General features: G+C 35.1%; 18 protein-coding genes and 1 pseudogene. 5 read left to right on the forward strand and 14 right to left on the reverse strand.

Annotated features, from left to right (window positions below; translation table 11 throughout):
- The 5 genes and pseudogenes from HU235_RS10035 to thpR all read right to left on the reverse strand — a co-directional run.
- Positions 1-253 (reverse strand): annotated as a pseudogene (locus tag HU235_RS10035) (phosphotransferase); the annotation flags it as partial.
- A gap of 366 nt (positions 254-619) precedes the next feature.
- On the reverse strand, positions 620-2746 hold the full coding sequence (pulA, locus tag HU235_RS10040; protein WP_174880137.1) for a type I pullulanase: 2127 nt from the start codon (positions 2744-2746) through the stop codon (positions 620-622).
- Between the two features lie 22 nt (positions 2747-2768).
- Complete coding sequence (locus HU235_RS10045) at positions 2769-3698, reverse strand: diacylglycerol/lipid kinase family protein (protein ID WP_095301674.1); 930 nt, start codon at positions 3696-3698, stop codon at positions 2769-2771.
- Positions 3699-3872: 174 nt separating this feature from the next.
- Positions 3873-4853, reverse strand: coding sequence for a nuclease-related domain-containing protein (locus HU235_RS10050; protein WP_174880138.1), 981 nt, complete (start codon positions 4851-4853; stop codon positions 3873-3875).
- 129 nt (positions 4854-4982) lie between these two features.
- Positions 4983-5552: an RNA 2',3'-cyclic phosphodiesterase gene (thpR, locus tag HU235_RS10055; RefSeq protein ID WP_095301676.1), complete on the reverse strand. Its 570-nt coding sequence runs from the start codon at positions 5550-5552 to the stop codon at positions 4983-4985.
- A 189-nt stretch (positions 5553-5741) separates the two neighbouring features.
- Between thpR and cysK the strand changes: the two genes are divergently transcribed.
- Positions 5742-6671, forward strand: coding sequence for a cysteine synthase A (gene cysK, locus HU235_RS10060; protein WP_174880139.1), 930 nt, complete (start codon positions 5742-5744; stop codon positions 6669-6671).
- 225 nt (positions 6672-6896) lie between these two features.
- Here the strand turns inward: cysK and pepV are convergent, their stop codons facing one another.
- On the reverse strand, positions 6897-8291 hold the full coding sequence (gene pepV / locus HU235_RS10065; RefSeq protein ID WP_174880140.1) for a dipeptidase PepV: 1395 nt from the start codon (positions 8289-8291) through the stop codon (positions 6897-6899).
- Positions 8292-8538: 247 nt separating this feature from the next.
- On the opposite strand from pepV, the gene HU235_RS10070 reads away from it, so the two are divergent.
- The gene (locus tag HU235_RS10070; RefSeq protein ID WP_095301679.1) at positions 8539-9843 is read left to right on the forward strand and encodes an NCS2 family permease; all 1305 of its coding nucleotides are present in this window, start codon (positions 8539-8541) and stop codon (positions 9841-9843) included.
- A 127-nt stretch (positions 9844-9970) separates the two neighbouring features.
- On the opposite strand, the gene HU235_RS10075 is transcribed toward HU235_RS10070, so the two are convergent.
- From HU235_RS10075 to HU235_RS10090, 4 genes are all read right to left on the reverse strand, one after another.
- Entirely contained in the window at positions 9971-10882 is a 912-nt protein-coding gene (locus HU235_RS10075) for an ArsR/SmtB family transcription factor (protein ID WP_095301680.1), read from the reverse strand.
- A 207-nt stretch (positions 10883-11089) separates the two neighbouring features.
- The gene (gene map, locus HU235_RS10080) at positions 11090-11836 is read right to left on the reverse strand and encodes a type I methionyl aminopeptidase (RefSeq protein WP_145584229.1); all 747 of its coding nucleotides are present in this window, start codon (positions 11834-11836) and stop codon (positions 11090-11092) included.
- Between the two features lie 268 nt (positions 11837-12104).
- A complete protein-coding gene (locus HU235_RS10085; protein WP_170944412.1) occupies positions 12105-13259 on the reverse strand; it encodes an ABC transporter permease in 1155 nt (384 codons plus the stop codon).
- The gene (locus HU235_RS10090; RefSeq protein WP_174880141.1) at positions 13256-13969 is read right to left on the reverse strand and encodes an ABC transporter ATP-binding protein; all 714 of its coding nucleotides are present in this window, start codon (positions 13967-13969) and stop codon (positions 13256-13258) included. Before HU235_RS10090 ends, HU235_RS10085 begins: the two co-directional genes overlap by 4 nt.
- Positions 13970-14299: 330 nt before the next feature.
- Here HU235_RS10090 and HU235_RS10095 point away from each other — a divergent pair, with 330 nt between their 5' ends.
- Positions 14300-14521, forward strand: a complete 222-nt coding sequence (locus tag HU235_RS10095) for a DeoR family transcriptional regulator (RefSeq protein ID WP_046590011.1) — start codon at positions 14300-14302, stop codon at positions 14519-14521.
- Between the two features lie 111 nt (positions 14522-14632).
- On the opposite strand, the gene HU235_RS10100 is transcribed toward HU235_RS10095, so the two are convergent.
- Positions 14633-15361 carry a pseudouridine synthase gene (locus HU235_RS10100; RefSeq protein ID WP_174880142.1) on the reverse strand — a complete coding sequence of 243 codons (729 nt, stop codon included), beginning with the start codon at positions 15359-15361 and terminating at the stop codon, positions 14633-14635.
- A gap of 151 nt (positions 15362-15512) precedes the next feature.
- Positions 15513-17141 (reverse strand): putative polysaccharide biosynthesis protein, encoded by a 1629-nt coding sequence (locus HU235_RS10105; protein ID WP_174880143.1) that lies wholly within the window; start codon positions 17139-17141, stop codon positions 15513-15515.
- 317 nt (positions 17142-17458) lie between these two features.
- Here HU235_RS10105 and HU235_RS10110 point away from each other — a divergent pair, with 317 nt between their 5' ends.
- The gene (locus tag HU235_RS10110) at positions 17459-18727 is read left to right on the forward strand and encodes a BaiN/RdsA family NAD(P)/FAD-dependent oxidoreductase (protein WP_174880144.1); all 1269 of its coding nucleotides are present in this window, start codon (positions 17459-17461) and stop codon (positions 18725-18727) included.
- A 21-nt stretch (positions 18728-18748) separates the two neighbouring features.
- Positions 18749-19150, forward strand: a complete 402-nt coding sequence (locus HU235_RS10115) for a hypothetical protein (RefSeq protein ID WP_174880145.1) — start codon at positions 18749-18751, stop codon at positions 19148-19150.
- Positions 19151-19342: 192 nt separating this feature from the next.
- On the opposite strand, the gene HU235_RS10120 is transcribed toward HU235_RS10115, so the two are convergent.
- Both HU235_RS10120 and HU235_RS10125 read right to left on the reverse strand, forming a co-directional pair.
- The gene (locus HU235_RS10120) at positions 19343-19972 is read right to left on the reverse strand and encodes a YesL family protein (RefSeq protein WP_145581729.1); all 630 of its coding nucleotides are present in this window, start codon (positions 19970-19972) and stop codon (positions 19343-19345) included.
- Positions 19973-20056: 84 nt separating this feature from the next.
- Positions 20057-20959 (reverse strand): carbohydrate ABC transporter permease, encoded by a 903-nt coding sequence (locus HU235_RS10125; RefSeq protein WP_174880146.1) that lies wholly within the window; start codon positions 20957-20959, stop codon positions 20057-20059.
- Positions 20960-20993 lie beyond the last annotated feature (34 nt).

A 20993-nucleotide genomic window follows, 5' to 3' on the forward strand; every position in this document is an offset into this window, starting at 1 on the left:
GTTTTAATTCACGTCCTACTAAGCGATGTTGAGCTGTAATAACATCACCATTTTCCATCCGCTTTGTCCAAATTAGCTTTGGAACAATCCCTTCCGCTGAAAGCACAGCTAAAAAAGGTGAACTATTTCGCTTTAAAAAAAGCTCCTGTCCATCCCTTGTTGCAAAAAATGAATTACCTGTCGCTCCCCCAGCAGGAGTTATTTTCCATTCACTACCTAATACTTGTTCCAACCAGTTTCCCTTCAATTTCAACCCAACATTTCATTTAAGAATTTATCGAAAAGCATAAGCGTTGCTTAGCCCCGACAAGGCTTGAGACCTCGAGGGGCTAGATGCTTATGCTAGACAATTTAGAAAAGCGTATACGCCTTGCATCATCTATCATTTAATATTTTACATTAACTTTAGTATTGTACCACTTATTAGGTTTTACTAGGTACTTTTCCTACATAACTTACTGATTAGGCATTGACCCGCGCAACCATAATAAAATATTAAAATAATTTCATTTAACTGAAATAAAAAGGATAGCTATTGGTGATTATGGAAAATTGCACAATAGCCATCCTTATAAATTTTATATCCATAGGATAATGATAGTCAAGCAAAACTAAAAGCCTAGATTTTACAAAAAACATACGTTCCTATTTTATTAATTGCTACATCGTTTTCAACAGCCATCGGACTTGTTAAATGAATAGTATCAGGAGTTATCATTAAGTACCATATTCCAGTTGGTAAGTCGATTTTAAACTCATGATTAATCTTATTATGATGGACAACAATTATTTGCGACCATGGACCAAATTCTCCGACATCTTTTAATTGGTACGATAGAAGATTTTGTTGAACATCGATAAAAGTAACATGTTTTTCAATTAACTCATAATTTGGTAAGCGAAAAGCACCGTGCATTTTTCTTATTTGAATGAGTCCTTTAACATACTCAACATTTTCTTTATATCGCGATCTATCACTCCAATTTATCCAATTGATTTCATCAGGTGAGTTATAACTATTTTCAACTCTTTGCTTCGTCCGAAAGAACTCTTGGCCTGCATGAAGAAAAGGGATCCCTTGGGATAGAAGAACAATGCTTGTTGCTAGACGATGTCTTGCCATCCGTATATCAACTGATTCTTGCTCTGAATAGATAAGGAATCGATCCCACATCGTGTGATTATCATGTGACTCAACATAATTAATGGACTGTATTGGTTCACTAAAACGTGAAGGAGAGCCACATACTAACTGTTTCATTTGTTCGAAAACACCTTCATGCCCATGTACGAATCCAGCTTCATAAAGATTAAAAGTACTCCCTTTTACAACATCGCGAAATTGGTCATTAAAAAAGCTAATTGATGGAAGCATTTTTGCATTTTGTGTGATTACCTTTTGATGAATTGGAAGTGGTGTATTCAAATCCCATCCCTCACCTAGCAGAATCGAATCAGGCTTTAATGCGTATATTTTATCTTTTAGTTCTGACATTGTATCAACATCAAGGATTCCCATTAAGTCAAAGCGAAAACCGTCTATATCATACTCTTTCATCCAATAACATGCACAATCAATAATAAATTTTCTTACCATAAACCGCTCAGAAGCAAGATCATTACCAACACCAGTCCCGTTTGAAGCGTTTCCATTTTCATCGTATCTAAAAAAATAACCGGGGACTAATTTCTCGAAGGAGGAATTCTCTTTCGAGTACACATGATTATAAACTACATCTAATATAACTCTAATTCCATGATTATGGAGAGATTGAATCAGGGCTTTTACTTCTCTTATTCGCTCTGTTGGATTTTCAGGGTTTAAACTATAGCTTCCCTCAGGAGCAAAAAAATGTAGTGGATTATATCCCCAATTGTATCGGTCATTAGGATGATATTCATCAACTTCCTCAAAATCATTAATAGGCAATAACTCTACATGTGTAACTCCTAACTCCTTTAAATATGAGACGCCTGTTGAATCACTCGCTTGATTATTAGTATCCTTTTCTAACCATGCCACGTATTTTCCTTTTCGGGTCATTCCACTATCGTGATGACTAGAAAAATCTCGTATATGAGCTTCATAAATGATTGCATCATTTTTATTTTGGAAAGGAGGCAATTTTTTTGATGAAACAGCTATTTTCTCTTTATTAACAATAACACCGTATTCACCATTAATCGAAACAGCAATTGCATACGGATCAACAGCCTCTTTCCAAACTAGATTAACACATGCTAGAAATGTATATAAAAACCCTTTAAAGTCACCTTGTAAAGTAAGAGACCATACTCCATTCTCATGCCTTTCCATTTCATACACAGCAACCTGCTGTTTATCTTGTTGATAAAGTTTCATTTTAACCGCTGTTGCTGTTGGTGCCCAAACCTTCCAAAGTGTTTGTTCTTTTTTGTACGTAACTCCTAAATCGTCTCCATCGTAGCGAAACATTTGATCAAACTCATTCGTTCGAATGACTGCACCTACTTGCAGATCTGTCGAAACACCATTTTCATCCACTATCATTACAGTCTTACCAAATTCAATTTCAAGCTGATGCTGACAACTATATTTAATATGGCTACCGATATCCAACACATCGATAATGTCTAATGGATGGTTTCCATTAACATGTTCAATAAAAAATGATTTTCTTTCATTTTGCATTTCTTTAGGTAGTAGGATGACAATTTCATTCATTCGGTCTAAATAAGCTTCATACTTCCTATTTACCTTAAGCAACCGAGCCACCCCCGCTAAACAACTATTTTATTAGTGTTACATTCGATTTATTTACAGAAATTGAAACTGGTCCTTCACCAATATGCTCTCCATCTGCATATACAGGAGAATTATCTCCGTATAATTTGATTGATGTACAGGGAAATGTTGAAATAGCATCTTCCCTCCATTTCTTACTTTTCATATTAAACAAGAATAAACAAATTATTTGATTTCGACTTAGACTGTGTATTATCGTCGCATCTAATAAACCATCTTTTGGGTTTGTATTTTCCGCAATCTCCATTTTGTTATATCGATGTGGCAGATTCGAAACAGTAGACAACCAAACATTTTCATATTCAACCATTTCTCCATCATAATGAACTTTTAGTGAAGTTGGTTTGTATTGGTATAATACCTTTAAAAGACAAATGATAAACATAAAAGAATGCAAATGGAGAAAGTTCATTATTCTTTTAAGTGGAAACATATCTATTTCCTTTTGGATTACTACATTAATGCCAACTTCAAGAGAACGGATAAAGTGTATACTACTTGTTTTCCCCTCACAATTTATCTCACCTAAATCATATTGGACGGAACGCCTGTTCATTTTTTGGAGTATACTTCTCAGCGCTTTAACAGGATGTGAAGGTAATTGTAGTTCCCTTTCCAAGTTATGGCCATTTCCAGCATTAATAAAACCTATCTTAACTTTTTGAAATGTCGCTAATCCATTAATAACCTCATGAATCGTCCCTTCTCCTCCAACAACTATTATTGTTTTTAAATGATAATTTTGAATTGTGGCTACCTGTCTCGCAAGAACTTCTGCATGACCAGAATACTCTGTTTGAAATGTACGATAGGTGATGTTCGTTTTTTCTAGTTCTTTTTTTATCTTCTTCCAAATCTTGATTGATTTACCATTCCCCGCTACGGGATTTATTATAAAAAATAAACCATTCATATTCGCTTCTCCGTTATCTCTACTAGTTTATGTCATTTGTTTATTTGTGTTCATATCCTCGATAAAAAGCTTAAAATCCTTCGGAAACTTTCAAATCTATTAATTGTGTACTCTACTAATCATAGAAAGAGTAGATAGTAAAAAAGGGCAAGCTTCTTCTTGTCCTTTTTTAGTTTAATCTATATGTTGTTCATCTGGTGATTGCTCATTCCATTCCTTTCGATAAAAGGAATTTGTTAGACAATGTGATAACAATACTTGAGCACTCTTTAATTGAATATGCTTTAATGGTGCCGAAGAGCTTCGTAGCCGATTAAACCACTGTCCATATGTTCTTTTATCTAATAATGTGATATCGTGTGGAGCAAATGGATAATCAATATATCCGTTGCGACTTACAATAATTTTCTTTACAGGTAAATCTGCTTCACCTACTGATAACACCTTTTGGACTACCGTTGCCGTTCGATTAAGGCTTATTACGGGATTCAAGATTTTTTTCGTATCTTTTCCGTTTCTAGCAAGCCAAAATTTATCTTTTGAACCTGTATAGATGGTTTCATTAAGATGCTCAACAACTGTTAAGCAATAAACTTCTGTTGTTCCAATTATGATCAAGTCTAATTCTACTGGTGCATTTTTCATGAGAAAAACCGGTTTATACAACAAAAGATAATGATCTGGTAATCGCTGCATAAAATATTGTAATAATCTATCACGATAAACCTTCTTATCGACAGAAGATTTTTCACGAAGAGTTGAGCTAGCCCAGCGAATTTGAAAACGAAATATATAATCTAAAAACAAAAGTTTGAGATCATTTTCAGATTTAGGAACAGTAGTAAATTGGAACTGCAATTCATCATCATCAAGAGCTGCATCTTGAACCAAAGGTTTTATTGTTTGGATGCTTGGCTCTTCCTTTGATAATTTACTTTTTAATTTCTTTAAAAGCGATTTCTTTTCCCCATCATCCATAAATGGTGTAAACTCCGGCTCACTTACCTTCATAACGGTATGAAATCTGTTACTTTTCCAAGCATCATAGACCTTCGCCCATTGTTTTTTCTTAAACCGTATAAATTGACTAGGATAACGATATGCATCGAGCTCATAACGAGAAATGTAATCATATAGTTTTATTAATTGTGCCAACCGTTAATCAGCTCCTTTATTCCATGTTATTTCATATATCTAAAAAATTCGTTAACAGTTCCGTTTGTATGACGCTCCTCTTCTTTATATCGTATTGAATTAAATTTTTTACAGTGAAATTTAATAAATTCACCCTTTTAAAGAAAAAATTTCGACTGCTTCATACTTAGGAATTCGATCTAAATGGGTTTTATATAAGTGAATTTTATCAGCTAGAAACGTCTGCTTATCAGCCTCAAATATGTGTCGTAATTCATTTGTATATTGAAATGGAACTTCTGATTTCCATCTTCTTGCTAACGTAATATGTGGATTAAATGGTTTTTTATCAAGGGAAAAGCCGACTTCGATACATGTATGAAATACCTGTCTTTGTAAAGAATGAAGATATGATGATTCATTTATTCCAGCCCACAGTATTCTAGGGGATTCTTTTTTACCGAACACATCGATTCCAGATAAACTCAATTCAAAAGGTGAATGGCTTTGTGCAATATGTGAAACTTGATTTTTTAAGTTAGCTAATTGTTGAGGAGAGGCTACGGCACCTAAAAAAGCCAAAGTAATATGATAATCATCTTGATGAACCCATGATTTAAAAGGATACTGATCTTTATGTTGAACTACCCAATTATGTAAATAGCTTTTTTGATCCTTAGCAATTGGAACAGCAAGAAAATAATGAAATTGTCGATCCATGTGAAACTCCCTTCAAAGAATTATTACTTGAAGATTATTCTATCCTACTTTTCCATCATATAAAACCTATAGCAATATTTGATGTATTTAGAATGATATCCATTCAAATAGGTTTTTTATTTTTGTTATGTTATGATTTTATATGACTTACTTGTCCGAATATAGCAATTTTTAAAGGAAGTGTCTTAAATGAGAGTTGTAAACAATATTGCAGACCTAATTGGTCAAACCCCTTTAGTCAAATTAAATCGTTTAAATCCTGAAAATGGAGCTGCTGTTTATTTAAAGCTCGAATATTTTAATCCAAGCGGAAGTGTAAAAGATCGCGCTGCTTATAATATGATTATCGATGCTGAAAAGAAGGGCTTATTAAAGCCTAACTCAACTATAATCGAACCGACTAGTGGAAATACTGGAATTGGGCTTGCGATGAATGCTGCTGCAAGAGGATATAAAGCTATACTAGTAATGCCTGATACGATGACACAGGAACGGATAAATATTTTAAAAGCATATGGTGCTGAGGTTGTCCTAACTCCTGGTGACGAAAAAATGCAAGGGTCAATTCGTAAAGCAGAGCAACTAACAAAGGAAATTCCAAATAGTTTTATGCCGATGCAATTTGATAATTCCGCTAATCCAGACGCTCATCGTAAAACGACGGCAACCGAAATTATTGAAGCAATGGATTCTATCGGTAAACCATTATCAGCTTTCATTGCAACTGCTGGAACAGGTGGAACAATAACCGGAACAGGTGAAGCGTTGAAGGAACATTATCCAAACTTAAAAGTTCATGTCGTTGAACCAGCTGGTTCCCCTGTTCTATCTGGTGGTAAACCTGGTAAGCATAAATTAGTTGGAACAAGTCCAGGCTTTATCCCTTCAGTTCTAAATGAAAATGTGTATGATGAAATTCTAAAAATTGAAGATGACCAAGCATATGACATTACGAGACGCTTAGCGAGTGAAGAAGGAATCCTAGTAGGACCGTCGTCAGGTGCAGCTTGCTATGCAGCAATTGAGGTTGCAAAGCGGTTAACACCTAATGATGTCGTTGTATGTATGATTGCTGATACGGGTGAAAGATACTTATCTACTGATGTATTTTCATTTTAAGTTATAAAAAAGCTGTTCCATTTAGTTATAAGAGAGGAAGCAGTTCTTCTCTTATAACTTTACCACGAAAAAAAATCTATTAAAAACATCTCCCTAAATGCATAAAGCTACTATTCTAAACCTCTAAAGATAAGATAACTTGCTGTACCCTCTTTTGTGACAATTTTACTTTTATTAGTTTTCTTAAATAAAAATAGATGACCCACACGAGCCATCTACTTTTATTTATTTTGCTAATTCATAAATGGCTTGTGCATAAATAGCTGTTGCCTTCAGTAAATCCTCAATCTCTATATATTCATCCTTTTGATGAGCGACATCTGGTCTCCCTGGAAATAATGGTCCAAATGCAACACCAGCATCAAGAGAACGTGCATAAGTTCCTCCACCAATCGCTATCAATTCCGCTTTTTCTCCTGTCTGCTCTTCATAAACACGCTGTAAGGTTTTTATGAGTGGGTGCTTCTCATCGACATGATGTGGTTTTGAATCATTAAATAAATTTAACTCAAAACCATCTATTTGCTCAAATCCTGCCTTTACTTTGTCAGCATTACCTGTTACAGGGTAGCGAATGTTAATCCCAATTTCCCCTGCTTCATCTTCAAAAGAAATGATGCCAAGGTTAACCGTTAAATCACCACTTATGTCATCTGAAAATGCAATTTGAAGTTTTTCCCCTCTTGTGTCATCTTTGAAAATCTGATCAATCGTCGAAACGAAATGCGCCCCTTTTCCATTTATTTGTAAAGTATGTAAAAAGCTTGCCAATACAATTCCAGCATTTACACCATTATTTGGCTCCATCGCATGAGCTGATTTCCCTTTTACCGAAAACATATATTCATTATTTAAATATTTATATTCACCAGACACATTGGCCTTAGTTAAAAAGTCAGTAAATAACTTGTTTATATCTGCTATTTCTTCATTAACAATTACAGTTGCTTCTGCTAAATCTGGTACCATATTAAATCTCCGTCCAGCATGAAAAGATTTAAGCTTCATCCCATGTGATTCATCTTTTATATCAGCAGTGTGCTTTAACTTTAAATCGATAATCCCTTTTTCTGCATATATAATTGGGAAATCAGCATCTGGTGCAAATCCTACTGTTGGCATTTTTTCATGTTTAAAATAATGCTCTACACAACGCCAATCACTTTCCTCATCGGTTCCTATTATCATTCGCACATTTTTCTTTAACGGGAGACCTAGCTCCTTTACAATTTTCATCGCATAAAATGCAGCAATCGTCGGTCCTTTATCATCAAGTGCACCACGTGCATAAATCCTTCCATCTCTAATTTCCGCACCATAAGGATCGCTTGACCAGCCATCACCTTCAGGAACCACATCGACATGACAAAGGACTCCTACAATTTCTTCACCGCTTCCTGGCAACTCAATATGACCAGCATACCCATCCAAATTTTTCACTTGAAAACCTGAATCCTCACCGAGTTGTAATAAATGATTAAATGCATCGTTTATTCCTTTTCCAAAAGGAGCATAATCACTTTTAGTTGTTTCATCTAGAACACTTTTGATTTGAAGGTATGCCCTAGCATCATTAATTAAATCATCTTTTCTAGCTTCAACTTCTTGTTTCCAATTCATAACGATTAACCTCCATTTACTCTGTACATTCTTCTACTATATTAGTATGTAGATAAAATAAGCAAAAGAAACGGTCTTAATGGTCTATTATTTCTTTTCCCGTACATACTAATATCAAAATCGTAGCGTATTTGTTTGTTAAGATAAAGAATCATTGGGTAAATAATTAAAAAACTATTGCAAAATATATAAATAACGAATATTATTATAAATGTTTTGAAAAAACGTTCGTATAACGGGGGTACATATGTTTAAACTAGCAGAAAATAAGACAACGGTCAGAACAGAAATTTTCGCAGGTATTACAACTTTTCTAACGATGGTTTATATAGTAGTTGTTAATCCGATCGTATTATCTGACGCAGGGGTACCATTTAATCAAGTATTCACTGCAACGATAATTGCTACCATTATCGGAACACTTTGGATGGCTTTAGCAGCGAATTACCCTATTGCAATTGCACCAGGAATGGGATTAAATGCATATTTCGCTTACTCTGTTGTTGGAGCAAATGAAAATATTACATATTCCACAGCATTTTCCGCTGTGTTTGTTGCTGGAATTATTTTCATTATTTTATCGTTAACACCTTTCCGTAAAAAATTAATTGAGGCAATCCCGAATAATTTAAAGCATGGAATTACAGCAGGTATAGGATTATTTATCGCCTTTATCGGCTTACGTTTAACAGGAATTATAACAGCAGATCCAAACAACCTAGTGAAGCTTGGCGATCTTCATTCACCATCTGTTATTTTAGCTATTGTCGGGCTAGCCATAACATTAGTGTTAATGAGCTTAAATGTCCATGGTGCTTTATTTATAGGAATGGTCATTACAGCCATAATCGCTTTCTTTACTGGTCAGCTTGAATTTAAAGAAGGATTCGTTTCTCTCCCAAGCCTTCCTGAAGGAATTATTGTCGCAAATCCATTTACAGCATTCGGTGATGTTATTTCACACGGTCTTTATGCCGTTGTATTTTCATTCCTATTAGTTACAATTTTCGATACAACAGGTACGATGATTGGAGTTGCTCAACAAGCAGGCTTAATGAGAGGAAATGAGCTTCCAAGAGCACGAACTGCGTTATTAGCTGATTCAGCAGCTACAACAGTTGGTGCAATGTTTGGAACAAGCCCTACAAGTGCTTATATTGAATCCTCTTCAGGAGTTGCTGCAGGTGGTCGTACTGGTTTAACGACATTAACTGTTTCAATATTATTCGGTTTAACATTATTATTTAGTCCATTAATTAGTGCAGTTTCAAATTTATCAGCAATTACTGCTCCAGCCCTTATTATTGTCGGAAGTTTAATGATGGGTGCAATTGCCGAAATCAATTGGAAGGAGCTTGATGAAGCATTTCCAGCATTTCTTGTCGTTTTAAGTATGCCATTAACGTCAAGCATTGCTACTGGTATTGCTCTAGGCTTTATCTCTTATCCATTAGTAAAAATCGCAAAAGGAAAATGGAGAGAAGTTCACATTTTCGTCTATATTTTTGCTATTCTTTTCTTTATCCAACTCGCATTTATTGGTGGCCATTAACTTAGCTTTTTAAAGAGGGTAACTCAAAAGGTTCAGACCCCAACAAACACTGATATATAAGTCTATATATTGTGTTTGTGGGGTCTGAACCTTTGGTATTGAGCCACCCTCTTTTTCTTTAAGTTGTTTAATTCTCTTTTTCGTAGAAAAGCTGAAACACTAGATCCTGGTTATAATTCCCAAACCCACTCCCGAACAAAGTTACTCCACCAACATGAACACTATCCTCTTCAACAGCAATTCGAAATGTCCATTGTTTTTCGCGAATCGCAACATCGTTCAATGTAACATTTGAGAATAGTTTTCCATCTAAATATGTTCCATGGCCTGTAATTCTAATTTTCTTTAAGAGCCCATATTGATTGACAACACTTGGCCACCAAGACGGTGTGTATTTCCCCCTACTATCACCGTAATCTCCAGGGCTAGTCCACTGACCTAAATGAACATCATTTAAATAAAAGTCAATATCAGACGGCCAATTACTATTTGTAAACGGTGCTTCTGAGGATAGCTCCATAGATATTTCCAATTCCTTCGGATGCTGACTTGAAAGTAAATAATTAGGAACTTTATATTCAATATATCCTTGATAAAACCAAAGAATTTTTGCATTTACACGTTCTCCATCAAAAAAGTAACGAGGATCATCAAACTCACCTATAATCTTCTCTGGAGTAGCTAACCCGCAAGTAGGTCTTATTTGTAAATCTGTATAATGACCGATTGAAATTTCTGTTTGATGGTATTCTTGTTTTACTTGTTGTTTGGTTGGAAACGTAATTTCCATTTTATCTACATAAAGAACACATAATTTTTGAACCCCTCCCTTACCAGGTATCCGGTCGGTTCGAATTATTCCTGCCTTCTCCAATTTTTTTACATGCATACTTATAATCGCACTGCTTAAGCCTAACGCGTCAGCCAATTCCTTCATATTTCTTGGCTGTTCCGCTAATAAATGAATAATATTGATGCGAACATTGCTTGCAAGTGCTTCAAAAACTGGTAGTGAATGTTTTGAAATATCTAATTCCATATTTGCCCCCATTTGTACATGACTATATGAAATATCATATCGTTTTATGTATTTCTCTGACAAGAATAGATTCATGATAAAAAAACAAAAAGAGGTGACTCAAAAGGATCGGCCCCCCTCCAACAAACACCATTTATAGTAAACTAACCTCATTCTATATATGAGTTGTCTGAACCCCTTGGGTTTGAGCCCCCCTCTTTACCAGTTCTATTGCTTTGTTAAAATAATCGGCCCTTCCTTCGTTATTGCAATCGTATGCTCGTATTGTGCTGAAAGCTTCCCATCTATAGTTCTTGCCGTCCAACCATTATCGTCCATTTTTGATTCCCAAGAACCAATGTTGACCATCGGTTCGATAGTAAAGACCATACCTTCCTTTATCCGCAGACCTTTGTTCGGTTCTCCATAATGCAAAATAGTCGGTGATTCATGTATCGTTTCCCCAATACCGTGGCCAGTAAAGTCTCTGACTACCGAAAACCCTTCTCCTTCAACATATGATTGAATCACATGCCCAATATCTCCAAGTCGGTTCCCAATCACAGCCTTTTCAATTGCACGATTTAATGATTCCTCTGTTACTTGTAAAAGCTTTGCTGCCTCATCTGAAACCTCTCCAACAGCATATGACCATGCAGAATCAGCTAAAGCACCATTTAAATTTACAACCATATCTATTGTAACAATATCGCCATTTTTTAACGGCGTATGTCGTGGAAAACCGTGGCATATTTCATCATTGATTGATGCACATGTTGCATATTCATAGCCTTTATAGCCCTTTTGTTCAGGGGTTGCTCCATGCTCAGACAAATATTTATCAACAAAAGAGTTGATTTCAAATGTCGTTACACCTGGTTTAATTCGCTTGGCAATTTCTTTATGACAATTTGCAAGCAATTGCCCTGCCTTATGCATCAAATCGATTTCTCGTTTGCTTTTTAATTTAATCAAAATACGTTCCCTCCGATAAATTAGGTGATGCTACTAGTATATACATTAAGGATACCATGAATCACTTCCTGGAAAAACAAACGTGTTTCTCCATCTATTATTGTCTTAATTAAACATTGTTACAAGCATATTGTTGATTTATGAATATTACACACATAGACTCTATTAAAATACGAGAAAAAGCTCTCCACAGACAAGAAGCAAAAAGGAGAGCTTAAATAGCGATAGAAAAAATCATGAAATTGAAAAGTCTAGGCCAAACTAACCATTAAAAAATAATTGCTATCCCCGTCGTTATACTAGTAACGATAAATAGAAAAATAATCCCTGGTGAAGCAAAAATTCTTTTACATTTCCCTTGTGCCTGAATTAGATAATCTTTCTTCTCCTTTTCAATGACAAAGTATGGATTTTGCTTAATTAACTCATGAAATAATAAACGAAGCCATTCCTGAAAAAAGAACCAAAACGCTATAAAGACCCCCCACTTCAACCAAATTGGTGATAAAATAATGAGTGCCGATGTTAAAGATATAAACTGAATATAGTTAAAAATATACGTCTTTTCTCTTAAGAACGCTTTGATGAATAATTCTGTAACACCATTGACAGGTGTTCGACTTTTAAAAATCCTTTCCGAACGACCCCATAATATAATTGAGCGCTTTTTAGGCTTTTGTTTTGGCATATGTATTTCTGGATTTATAGTTAAAATGAATGATGATAGTTTCACCTTTTTCATTTTTTCGTTTTCAACATCTGTAGAAAAGGTTCGATATTGCCTTTGGTATATGTACAGCTGTCTAATTGAAAAAATGCATAAAACAGACGCTAATAAAGGAAGAACTATCACGGATGATTGATTCATAACTAGGAAAGTTAAAATACCTAATAAAATAGCAGCAAACGAAATCACAAGCCATTTTTTCCAGAAGTGATATCGAAACGTAAGCTGTTTATATGTAGAAATAAATAAATTTAAACTAAAAAAATAATAAATCGTTGTAATTAATAGATTTACATTCCACTCATTAAAATGTTTTGTTAATGGTAAAAGAAGAAGTAAAACAATTACCCATTTTACTAGCAATAAAACGAAAGAATAGATAGCCCCCAAACACCTCATCTGGATTACCTTTTGCTTATGCTGTAATAAATATAACTGATCAGCCTCTTCCATAAAAGTGCGAATCATCCCTTGCCATGAAAGGAAAAAACCTATAAATGCAAAGCTGATAATCGAAAATCCTTTAAGCCATGTAGGCGGAGCTTGCCACCAGGAATAATACATAATCCCCCCAAAAACGAGTGCAGGGATGAGGAGATACACGATAATTGTCCAATCAAAAATGGAATGAATGATCTTCCATTGATTGCGAAGATCCTGCTTTAACCGACCATAAAATAGCTGATATCCACTCACCCATATAACCTACCTTCAGCCATAAGATGAAAACAGTCAAGTAACGACCCATCTCGTAATCCACTTTTCTCTTGGATATCTCTTAATGTTCCTTGAGCAAATACAGTCCCTTCAGAAATTAACAGAAATCTATCACATATTTTCTCAGCAGTATCAAGCACATGTGTTGACATAAGTATTCCAGCTCCACGCTTCCTTTCTTCCTCCATTACATGAATAAACATTTTTATCGCACTTGGATCAAGTCCAATAAATGGTTCATCAACAATATAATAATCTGGTTTTAATATTAGAGCCTGAATGATCATTACTTTTTGCTGCATCCCCTTTGAAAAAGTAGCTGGCATCTCATGTCTAACACTGTCCATTTTAAACATTTCTAAATATGTTTCAGCTCTTGCCTCTAAAGTCTTGTCATCTATCTCGTTGATAGAAGCTAATAAATCTAGATGCTCCCACAATGTTAAATGATCATAAAAGATTGGTCGTTCGGGTATATAAGCATATGTACTACCTTCTCGTTTCCAAGTTTCCCCCTCTACATATTCGATTACTCCTAATAATGTCTTTATCGTTGTACTCTTTCCAGCACCATTAGGGCCGATAATTCCAATTAGTTCACCTTTATGTAGGGAAAATTGGACATCATGAATAATGGATTGATTTTCTTCATAACCAGCTTTTTCAATTGAAATATTTAAAATATCCACTTTGCTCACTCCTTATATTTACATACGTTTTTCCAATAAAAAGGATTCAAAATCAAGCAAAGAATTTCACTTTACTGTCATACAAGTTAGAATAATCGTCATATAAATTTAGTGTAAGAAAGCTATAGTAGTAGTCCTTTTGGTAATGCAAAAATATTAATATTTTGTAAATTTAATCATTTCTATGGATTTTCCATGTCGAATTCGTGTAAAATATTGTTATAACGCTTTACCAATCATTAAGATATGTTAGAAGAACATCTGAAGTTGCAGTCATCGAAAGGTTGTAGTCGGCATTGCCAGTGCGATCAAACGATAAGGAGTGGTTTTTTGAAACCTTCAACAAACCGTATGCTAACCAGAATCAAGTCTGTCTACATGTTTATTAATGAGCGTGGTACCGTGACCACACAACAACTTGTTGATGAATTTGGTATAACACCAAGAACAATTCAGCGTGATTTAAATGTGTTAGCGTATAACGATTTGGTACACAGCCCAACAAGAGGTAAATGGGCCACTACAAAGAAAAAGGTAAAGATGTCTTCTTAAGAAACGAAAAAAACTAATTATACATAAAAGGAACCTTAAAATTAAGGTTCCTCTTTTTTGCTCCACTCCGTTTTATCAATTTGTTTAATCATCCATTTATATTCCAAAGCTTTACAAATCAATTGGTTGTGCCTGTCTTAGAGCTTCTACCTCTTCATCGGTTAAATCGCGATATTCTCCTAAATTCAATTCTTCTTCATCTAATACAATTGGCCCCATCGATATTCGTTTTAAATAGGTTACTTTTTTGCCTACAGCTTCAAACATCCGCTTCACTTGATGAAATTTTCCTTCTGTAATTGTGACATGAATCGTTGATTGATTCCCTGCTGAAAGAATTTCAAGCTTTGCTGGTTTAGTTACATAGCCATCATCAAGCTCTACACCTTGCTTGAAGGCATCGATATCCGCCTCTGTCACCTTACCTAAAATAGTCGCAAAATATGTTTTTGGCACATGCTTCTTTGGTGAAAGTAATTGATGTGCAAGCTGCCCATCGTTTGTTAGAAACAATAAGCCTTCAGTATCCTTATCAAGTCGTCCGACCGGAAAAGGCTGGAGAATCGCATCTTCCATTTCTAATAAATCAATGACCGTTTCCTGGTAGTCATCCTCTGTTGCAGATAAGTATCCTGCAGGCTTATTCATAAGAAGGTATACAAATTCTTTATACTCAATCTTTTCTCCATTAACTGTAATTTGTTGTTTTTCGGGGTCAACATGTGTTTTCGGATCCTTTATAACGATTCCATCCGCAACAACTACACCCGTTTTAAGGAGTTTTTTTACCTCTTTACGGCTACCATAGCCGATATTTGCTAATAATTTATCAACTCTCATAAAAAACTCTCTCCTATTTCGTAAAGAAGGTTTTGAAAGAGGCTGTCTTTTCTGAGCACTCCCCCACCACAGTATTCGGTGGGGACTGACCCTAAATGTAAGACAGCCCCTTCGTTTATTGTAATGCTATTGTTTCCTAGATGTAAGTTACTTAGCCCTTCGCACGTGATTTTGGTAAGAAGCGATTGAGACGGTTTCCCAACACCTTTTCTAATAAATGTGTACGGTATGCTAAATATAGATATGATGCTCCTCCTATGACAATCGCTATTCCAGCTACGATTGCTGATTGTACCAATCCATCTTGATATTGAACAAAAATCGCTAAAATAGATTGGACAACAGATAGGACTAACCCCATAAAAATACACATCATAACCATTAGCACTGATCTTTTTATTAGCAGTTTAAACGAATAGCCAGTATGTTTTTTAATCATTGCAAATCCGTAAATTAATGATAATAAGTAGCCTGCAGCCGTTGCTAATATCGAGCCAACACCTTGATACATTTGAATTAGTGTTGAGTTAAGAGCAAGCTTAACAATAATTCCAAGGACAAGGCTAATGACAGCAAGTTTTTGCTTATTAATTCCTTGTAATATCGCAGCATTCACTGTAAACAAGGAGAATAACAATGCAACTGGTGAATACCACATTAATATTTCTTTCCCAATTTCTTCAGATACTCCATGATAAAAAATGCTATAAGCCGGTCCAGCTAAAACAGATAATCCTATAACTGCTGGTAAAGTAACTAGCATTATGATTTGTAACGTTTGATCAATTTGTTTATGCAATAATTCACGATTATTTTTTGTAAAAGATTCCGTCACAGAAGGAATCAATGTCAATCCAAATGCTGTTGCTAATGACACTGGAATCATGACCAATTTCGGTACATAGAGCAATAATACCGAAAACATTTCTACTGTTATATCCTTATATCCCGCGTCAATCATTGCTCGGTTAAACGTATTCGTATCAATATAGTTATAAATTGGGATTGCCAAGCCTACAAATACAAAAGGACCTGCATACGTAAAAACTTCTCTAAACATTTTCCCAAGCGGAATATTCCGAGAAGTCACTCTGTTTTCCTGCATTGCCAATAACGTATGCTTTCGCTTTACCCAATAAACAAACAAAATCAACAATCCACCAATCGCTCCAACAAACGCAGCAAATGTTGCGTATCCAACAGCTAAAACTAAGCCTCCATTAAAGACATTTAACACAAGATACGTAGCAACAAGTAAAAAGACTATCCTTACAAGCTGCTCAATTACTTGAGAAACAGCTGTTGGCCCCATTGAACCATGACCTTGGAAAAATCCACGAATCAAACTCATTAGCGGGACAACGATAAGAGCTAAGCTGACCATCCGGATAACTAAAACCGCATCATCAACAGTAATATTACTAATTTCTTTCTCTGCTAGGGCGCTATGAGCGAGGGTTGGCGCAAGAACATACAAGAGGATAAAAGCAATCAGTCCTGTCACAAACATGACCATTATCCCTGCTTTAAACATTTTCCTGCTTGTTTTATAGTCACCAATCGCATTATATTTTGAAACAAATTTCGAGACTGCAGCCGGAAAGCCTGCTGTCGCTATACTTAAAAAAATTGTATATTGGGCATACCCGGTTTGAAAGAGAGTTCCACCATCTGTTCCAACCATTGCCGCAAATGGAATGAGGTAAATCATCCCTAAAATTCTTGAGAGATATGTACCTAAGGTTAAAACAAATGTACCTCTTAATAAATTATTCGACATGTTTCTTATTCACCATTCTTCTCTATGAAGATTCAACTTTTCTATTTTACCACAATCTTATGCTTATACCATAAGTATCTATACCTGATTTTTCTAAAAAGGAGCGGATATTGTCGATTCCTGCAACTTTATACTACCTACTGCGGATTCTGTCGATTTAGACTGATAAAATTATCCTTTTTTATCTAATAGCTCTACTACTTCTGTTTAAACATATTTTTGTTTCATTTGTTCCAAACTTATAATACGTTTTTTTATTTTATAGGTTTCAGCTATAATAGGATAGACTCTAGAATAATAAAGGTTGTGAACAAATTTTGAACTATGATGTTTTAGTCATTGGTGGTGGACCATCAGGTTTAATGGCGGCAATTGCTGCTGGCGAACAAGGTGCTCGCGTAATATTAGTCGATAAAGGGAATAAGCTTGGGAGAAAGCTCGCAATATCTGGTGGGGGTCGTTGCAACGTTACTAATCGATTACCAGTTGATGAAATCATTAAACACATTCCAGGGAATGGAAGGTTTTTATATAGTGCCTTTTCTGAATTTAGCAATGAAGATATCATTACATTTTTTGAAAAGCTAGGGATCGAACTTAAAGAAGAAGACCATGGTCGAATGTTCCCAGTAACAGACAAAGCACAATCTGTTGTCGATGCTTTATTGAATGAACTTAAAAGATTGAAAGTAGAAGTCCGAACGAATGAGCCAGTTAAAGATATTATGTATGATGATACAAAAGTAACAACCGTCATATTAAAGAGTGGAGAATCGATTGAAACAAAAGCAGTTGTTTTAGCAGTTGGAGGTAAAAGCGTTCCACATACAGGGAGTACAGGAGATGGATACCCATGGGCTGAAAAAGCAGGACATACGATTACTGAATTGTTTCCTACAGAGGTACCTATCACATCGAATGAACCGTTTATTCAAAATAAAACTCTTCAAGGTTTATCATTAAGAGATGTAGCCCTTAGTGTGTTAAATCCAAAAGGAAAACCAATCATTACTCATCAAATGGATATGATCTTTACTCATTTTGGGATATCAGGTCCAGCAGTTTTAAGATGTAGCCAATATGTCGTTAAAGCGATGAAAAAATTTAAAACAAATGCAATTACCGTTAGCATTGACGCACTTCCTAGTAAAAATGAGGAGCAGCTCTTTCAAGAAGTTGTCAGAAATTTAAAGACAGATGCAAAAAAGGCGATAAAAAATGTGTTAAAAGGTCTTCTTCCCGAACGGTACTTATTGTTTTTATTAGAAAAAAACGAAATCGATCCGCAAATTACATATGATAATCTTTCAAACGAAAAGCTCCGTGGCTTTATAAAGGATTGTAAACAATTTCAATTTCAAGTTCATGGAACCTTACCATTAGAAAAAGCGTTCGTAACAGGTGGAGGAGTATCGATAAAAGAAATTCACCCTCGGGAAATGGCATCTAAATTTAAACAAGGCTTGTATTTCTGTGGCGAACTTTTAGATATTCACGGATATACAGGAGGGTACAACATCACTTCTGCACTCGTAACCGGGAGACTCGCTGGCATGAATGCGGCACTCTATTCAAAGACAAATTAATCGTATAAAGGGGAATAATAGTTGAAGAACACTTATCTCGATTACGGTCATTCTGATAAGATGGGCCCAAGGTTAAGAGCTGTTGTCCAACATCAGCTTATCGATGATTTAACATACTATGGCATACAGGATAAAGCATTGTTCTTTGATTGGACTAACAGCTGTATAGAGGGACATGACGAACAATACTTAGATGGAACTGTTGAAAATTTTTCAGGAATTAAAGTACTGAACAGGCAAAATATAGTCGTCGCTGAAGGATGGATGGAATTTCTATACGACTCCTCTGAAAACTTTTTTATAGCCTACTGGGAATATCTTAATATTTTAGTTAGTGGGAGAGAAATACAAGTTAAAGCAGATGGAGGAATTCCTGAGCATATCCTTACAAAAATTCCATTAACTCTTCGGAATAAACTTTAACACATGAAATTTGAACAAAAGGGATTTGGATAACAAACCCCTTTTCTTTTTAGAAGCTACACAAATAATTCTTAATTTAGCTTAACAGGCTATCAAAAAAGACCTTCCAATTTGAAGGTAAAATTCACATGATAAGAAAAATCCTTTTAAATATTATTCAGAGCAGTTTCGATTTTAGCTTTTGCTTTCCCTCTACTGATTTACCTCTATCTCTGAAGAATTCAATTTTGGAAAAGAAATCGACGCCATCTTCATAAGAACAAGGGCTAATAAGCTTGCACCAAAAACAGGAATGATTCCCGGGAAGCTCCACATGAGATAAAGGGTGACCAAAAAGGCTACTATCATTAATATCGATTGTATTGGACGACCGACCGCTAATACAAAAGCATACTTAATATACTCTCTTTTCTTTAATTGAAAATGAACGAAGATTGGTAATAGATATAATGAGAGCAACAGGAAAACAAATATAATTACGTACAATATAATTGTTAACGATTGATGGAAAATCGTTGTTTGTAATTGTTGGAGAACTCGTAAATCTAAAAATAAAATAAGCCCGATAGCTGCCCAAATATATCCTAAGAGATTTGCTTTTAAAAATTCATTTTTGAACGTGTGGAGAAAAAGCTTAAAAATAGAGATTTCCCTTGAATCCATAGTGAGTTTTCGTATGACAGCAAACAGTGCAACAGTTGCTGGAAACAAACCGAACACAAATAGTCCAGCAATCGAAAATAATAGCCATAGAAGGTTTAACAGAAATAATTTTAAACTCCACTCACCAAAACGGATATACCATTCACTTATATTTTTCACTCATTTCCGCCTCCAAGAATCGAAATTCCCTTAAAATCACTGAAAAGCTACCGACCTTTTGACCAATAGCTTTCCTTTATTCATTCAACCTTTTACAGAGCCAATCATTACCCCTTTTTCAAAGTACTTTTGAATAAATGGGTATACGATTAGAATCGGTAATGTCGAAACGATAATAACACCATATTTAATTTGATCCGCATATCGCTGTGCATATCCACCAGCAGAGCCACCACTTCCAGCCCCTTCAGCAAACACTTGATTCGACAACAAGATATCCCTCAAAACAATTTGTAAAGGCTGTAAACTATAATCTCTAACATAAATTAAACCTGTAAAAAAGTCATTCCAATGCCAAACTAAATAGTAGAGTCCAATAACAGACACAACCGCCTTTGACAATGGAAGAACAATTTTTAAGAAGAAGGTAAAATGACTACATCCATCAATAGACGCTGCTTCATACATTTCCTTTGGTATATTACTTTCAAAAAAGGTTCTTGTAATAATGAGATTGAAAACATTAACCGAGAATGGAACAATGAATACCCACATTGTGTCAATGATTTGTAAATCTTTCATTAGTAGATATGTAGGGATCAACCCACCATTAAAGAACATCGTAAAAACGAAGAAAAACATTAATATCCTTCTAGCTCTGAATTCTTGTCTTGATAACACATATGCTGCTGGCAATGTTAGTAAAAGATTTACTAACGTACCAAGCAATGAATAAATCATTGTGTTTTTATAGCCATTCCAAATCCTAGTATCCTGGAAGATTTCTTGATAGCCAAAGAAACTGATCCCTTTAGGAAAAAGCAGCACCTTTCCTGTCGATACTAATGTTGAATCACTAATTGAAGCGATGACAACAAAATACAATGGATACGCAATGACTAAAAAAACAAGTCCACAAACAATATAAATAAAAATATCAAAAAACAGTTCCGTCGTATTTTTTCCTTTTTTCGTTAAGAGCGCCATACTATCCCTCCTTACTATCCTAAAGGTTTACTAC

Source organism: Metabacillus niabensis, from assembly GCF_902829255.1.
GTDB classification, from domain to species: Bacteria; Bacillota; Bacilli; order Bacillales; family Bacillaceae; genus Metabacillus; species Metabacillus niabensis.

Excerpts from the sequence above, each read along its gene's own strand:
- HU235_RS10045 (WP_095301674.1), bottom strand. The coding sequence starts at position 3,698 with ATGAATGGTTTATTTTTTATAATAAATCCCGTAGCGGGGAATGGTAAA.
- HU235_RS10125 (WP_174880146.1), bottom strand. The coding sequence starts at position 20,959 with ATGGCGCTCTTAACGAAAAAAGGAAAAAATACGACGGAACTGTTTTTT.
- HU235_RS10070 (WP_095301679.1), top strand. The coding sequence starts at position 8,539 with ATGTTTAAACTAGCAGAAAATAAGACAACGGTCAGAACAGAAATTTTC.
- HU235_RS10100 (WP_174880142.1), bottom strand. The coding sequence starts at position 15,361 with ATGAGAGTTGATAAATTATTAGCAAATATCGGCTATGGTAGCCGTAAA.
- HU235_RS10075 (WP_095301680.1), bottom strand. The coding sequence starts at position 10,882 with ATGGAATTAGATATTTCAAAACATTCACTACCAGTTTTTGAAGCACTT.
- HU235_RS10105 (WP_174880143.1), bottom strand. The coding sequence starts at position 17,141 with ATGTCGAATAATTTATTAAGAGGTACATTTGTTTTAACCTTAGGTACA.
- cysK (WP_174880139.1), top strand. The coding sequence starts at position 5,742 with ATGAGAGTTGTAAACAATATTGCAGACCTAATTGGTCAAACCCCTTTA.
- thpR (WP_095301676.1), bottom strand. The coding sequence starts at position 5,552 with ATGGATCGACAATTTCATTATTTTCTTGCTGTTCCAATTGCTAAGGAT.
- pepV (WP_174880140.1), bottom strand. The coding sequence starts at position 8,291 with ATGAATTGGAAACAAGAAGTTGAAGCTAGAAAAGATGATTTAATTAAT.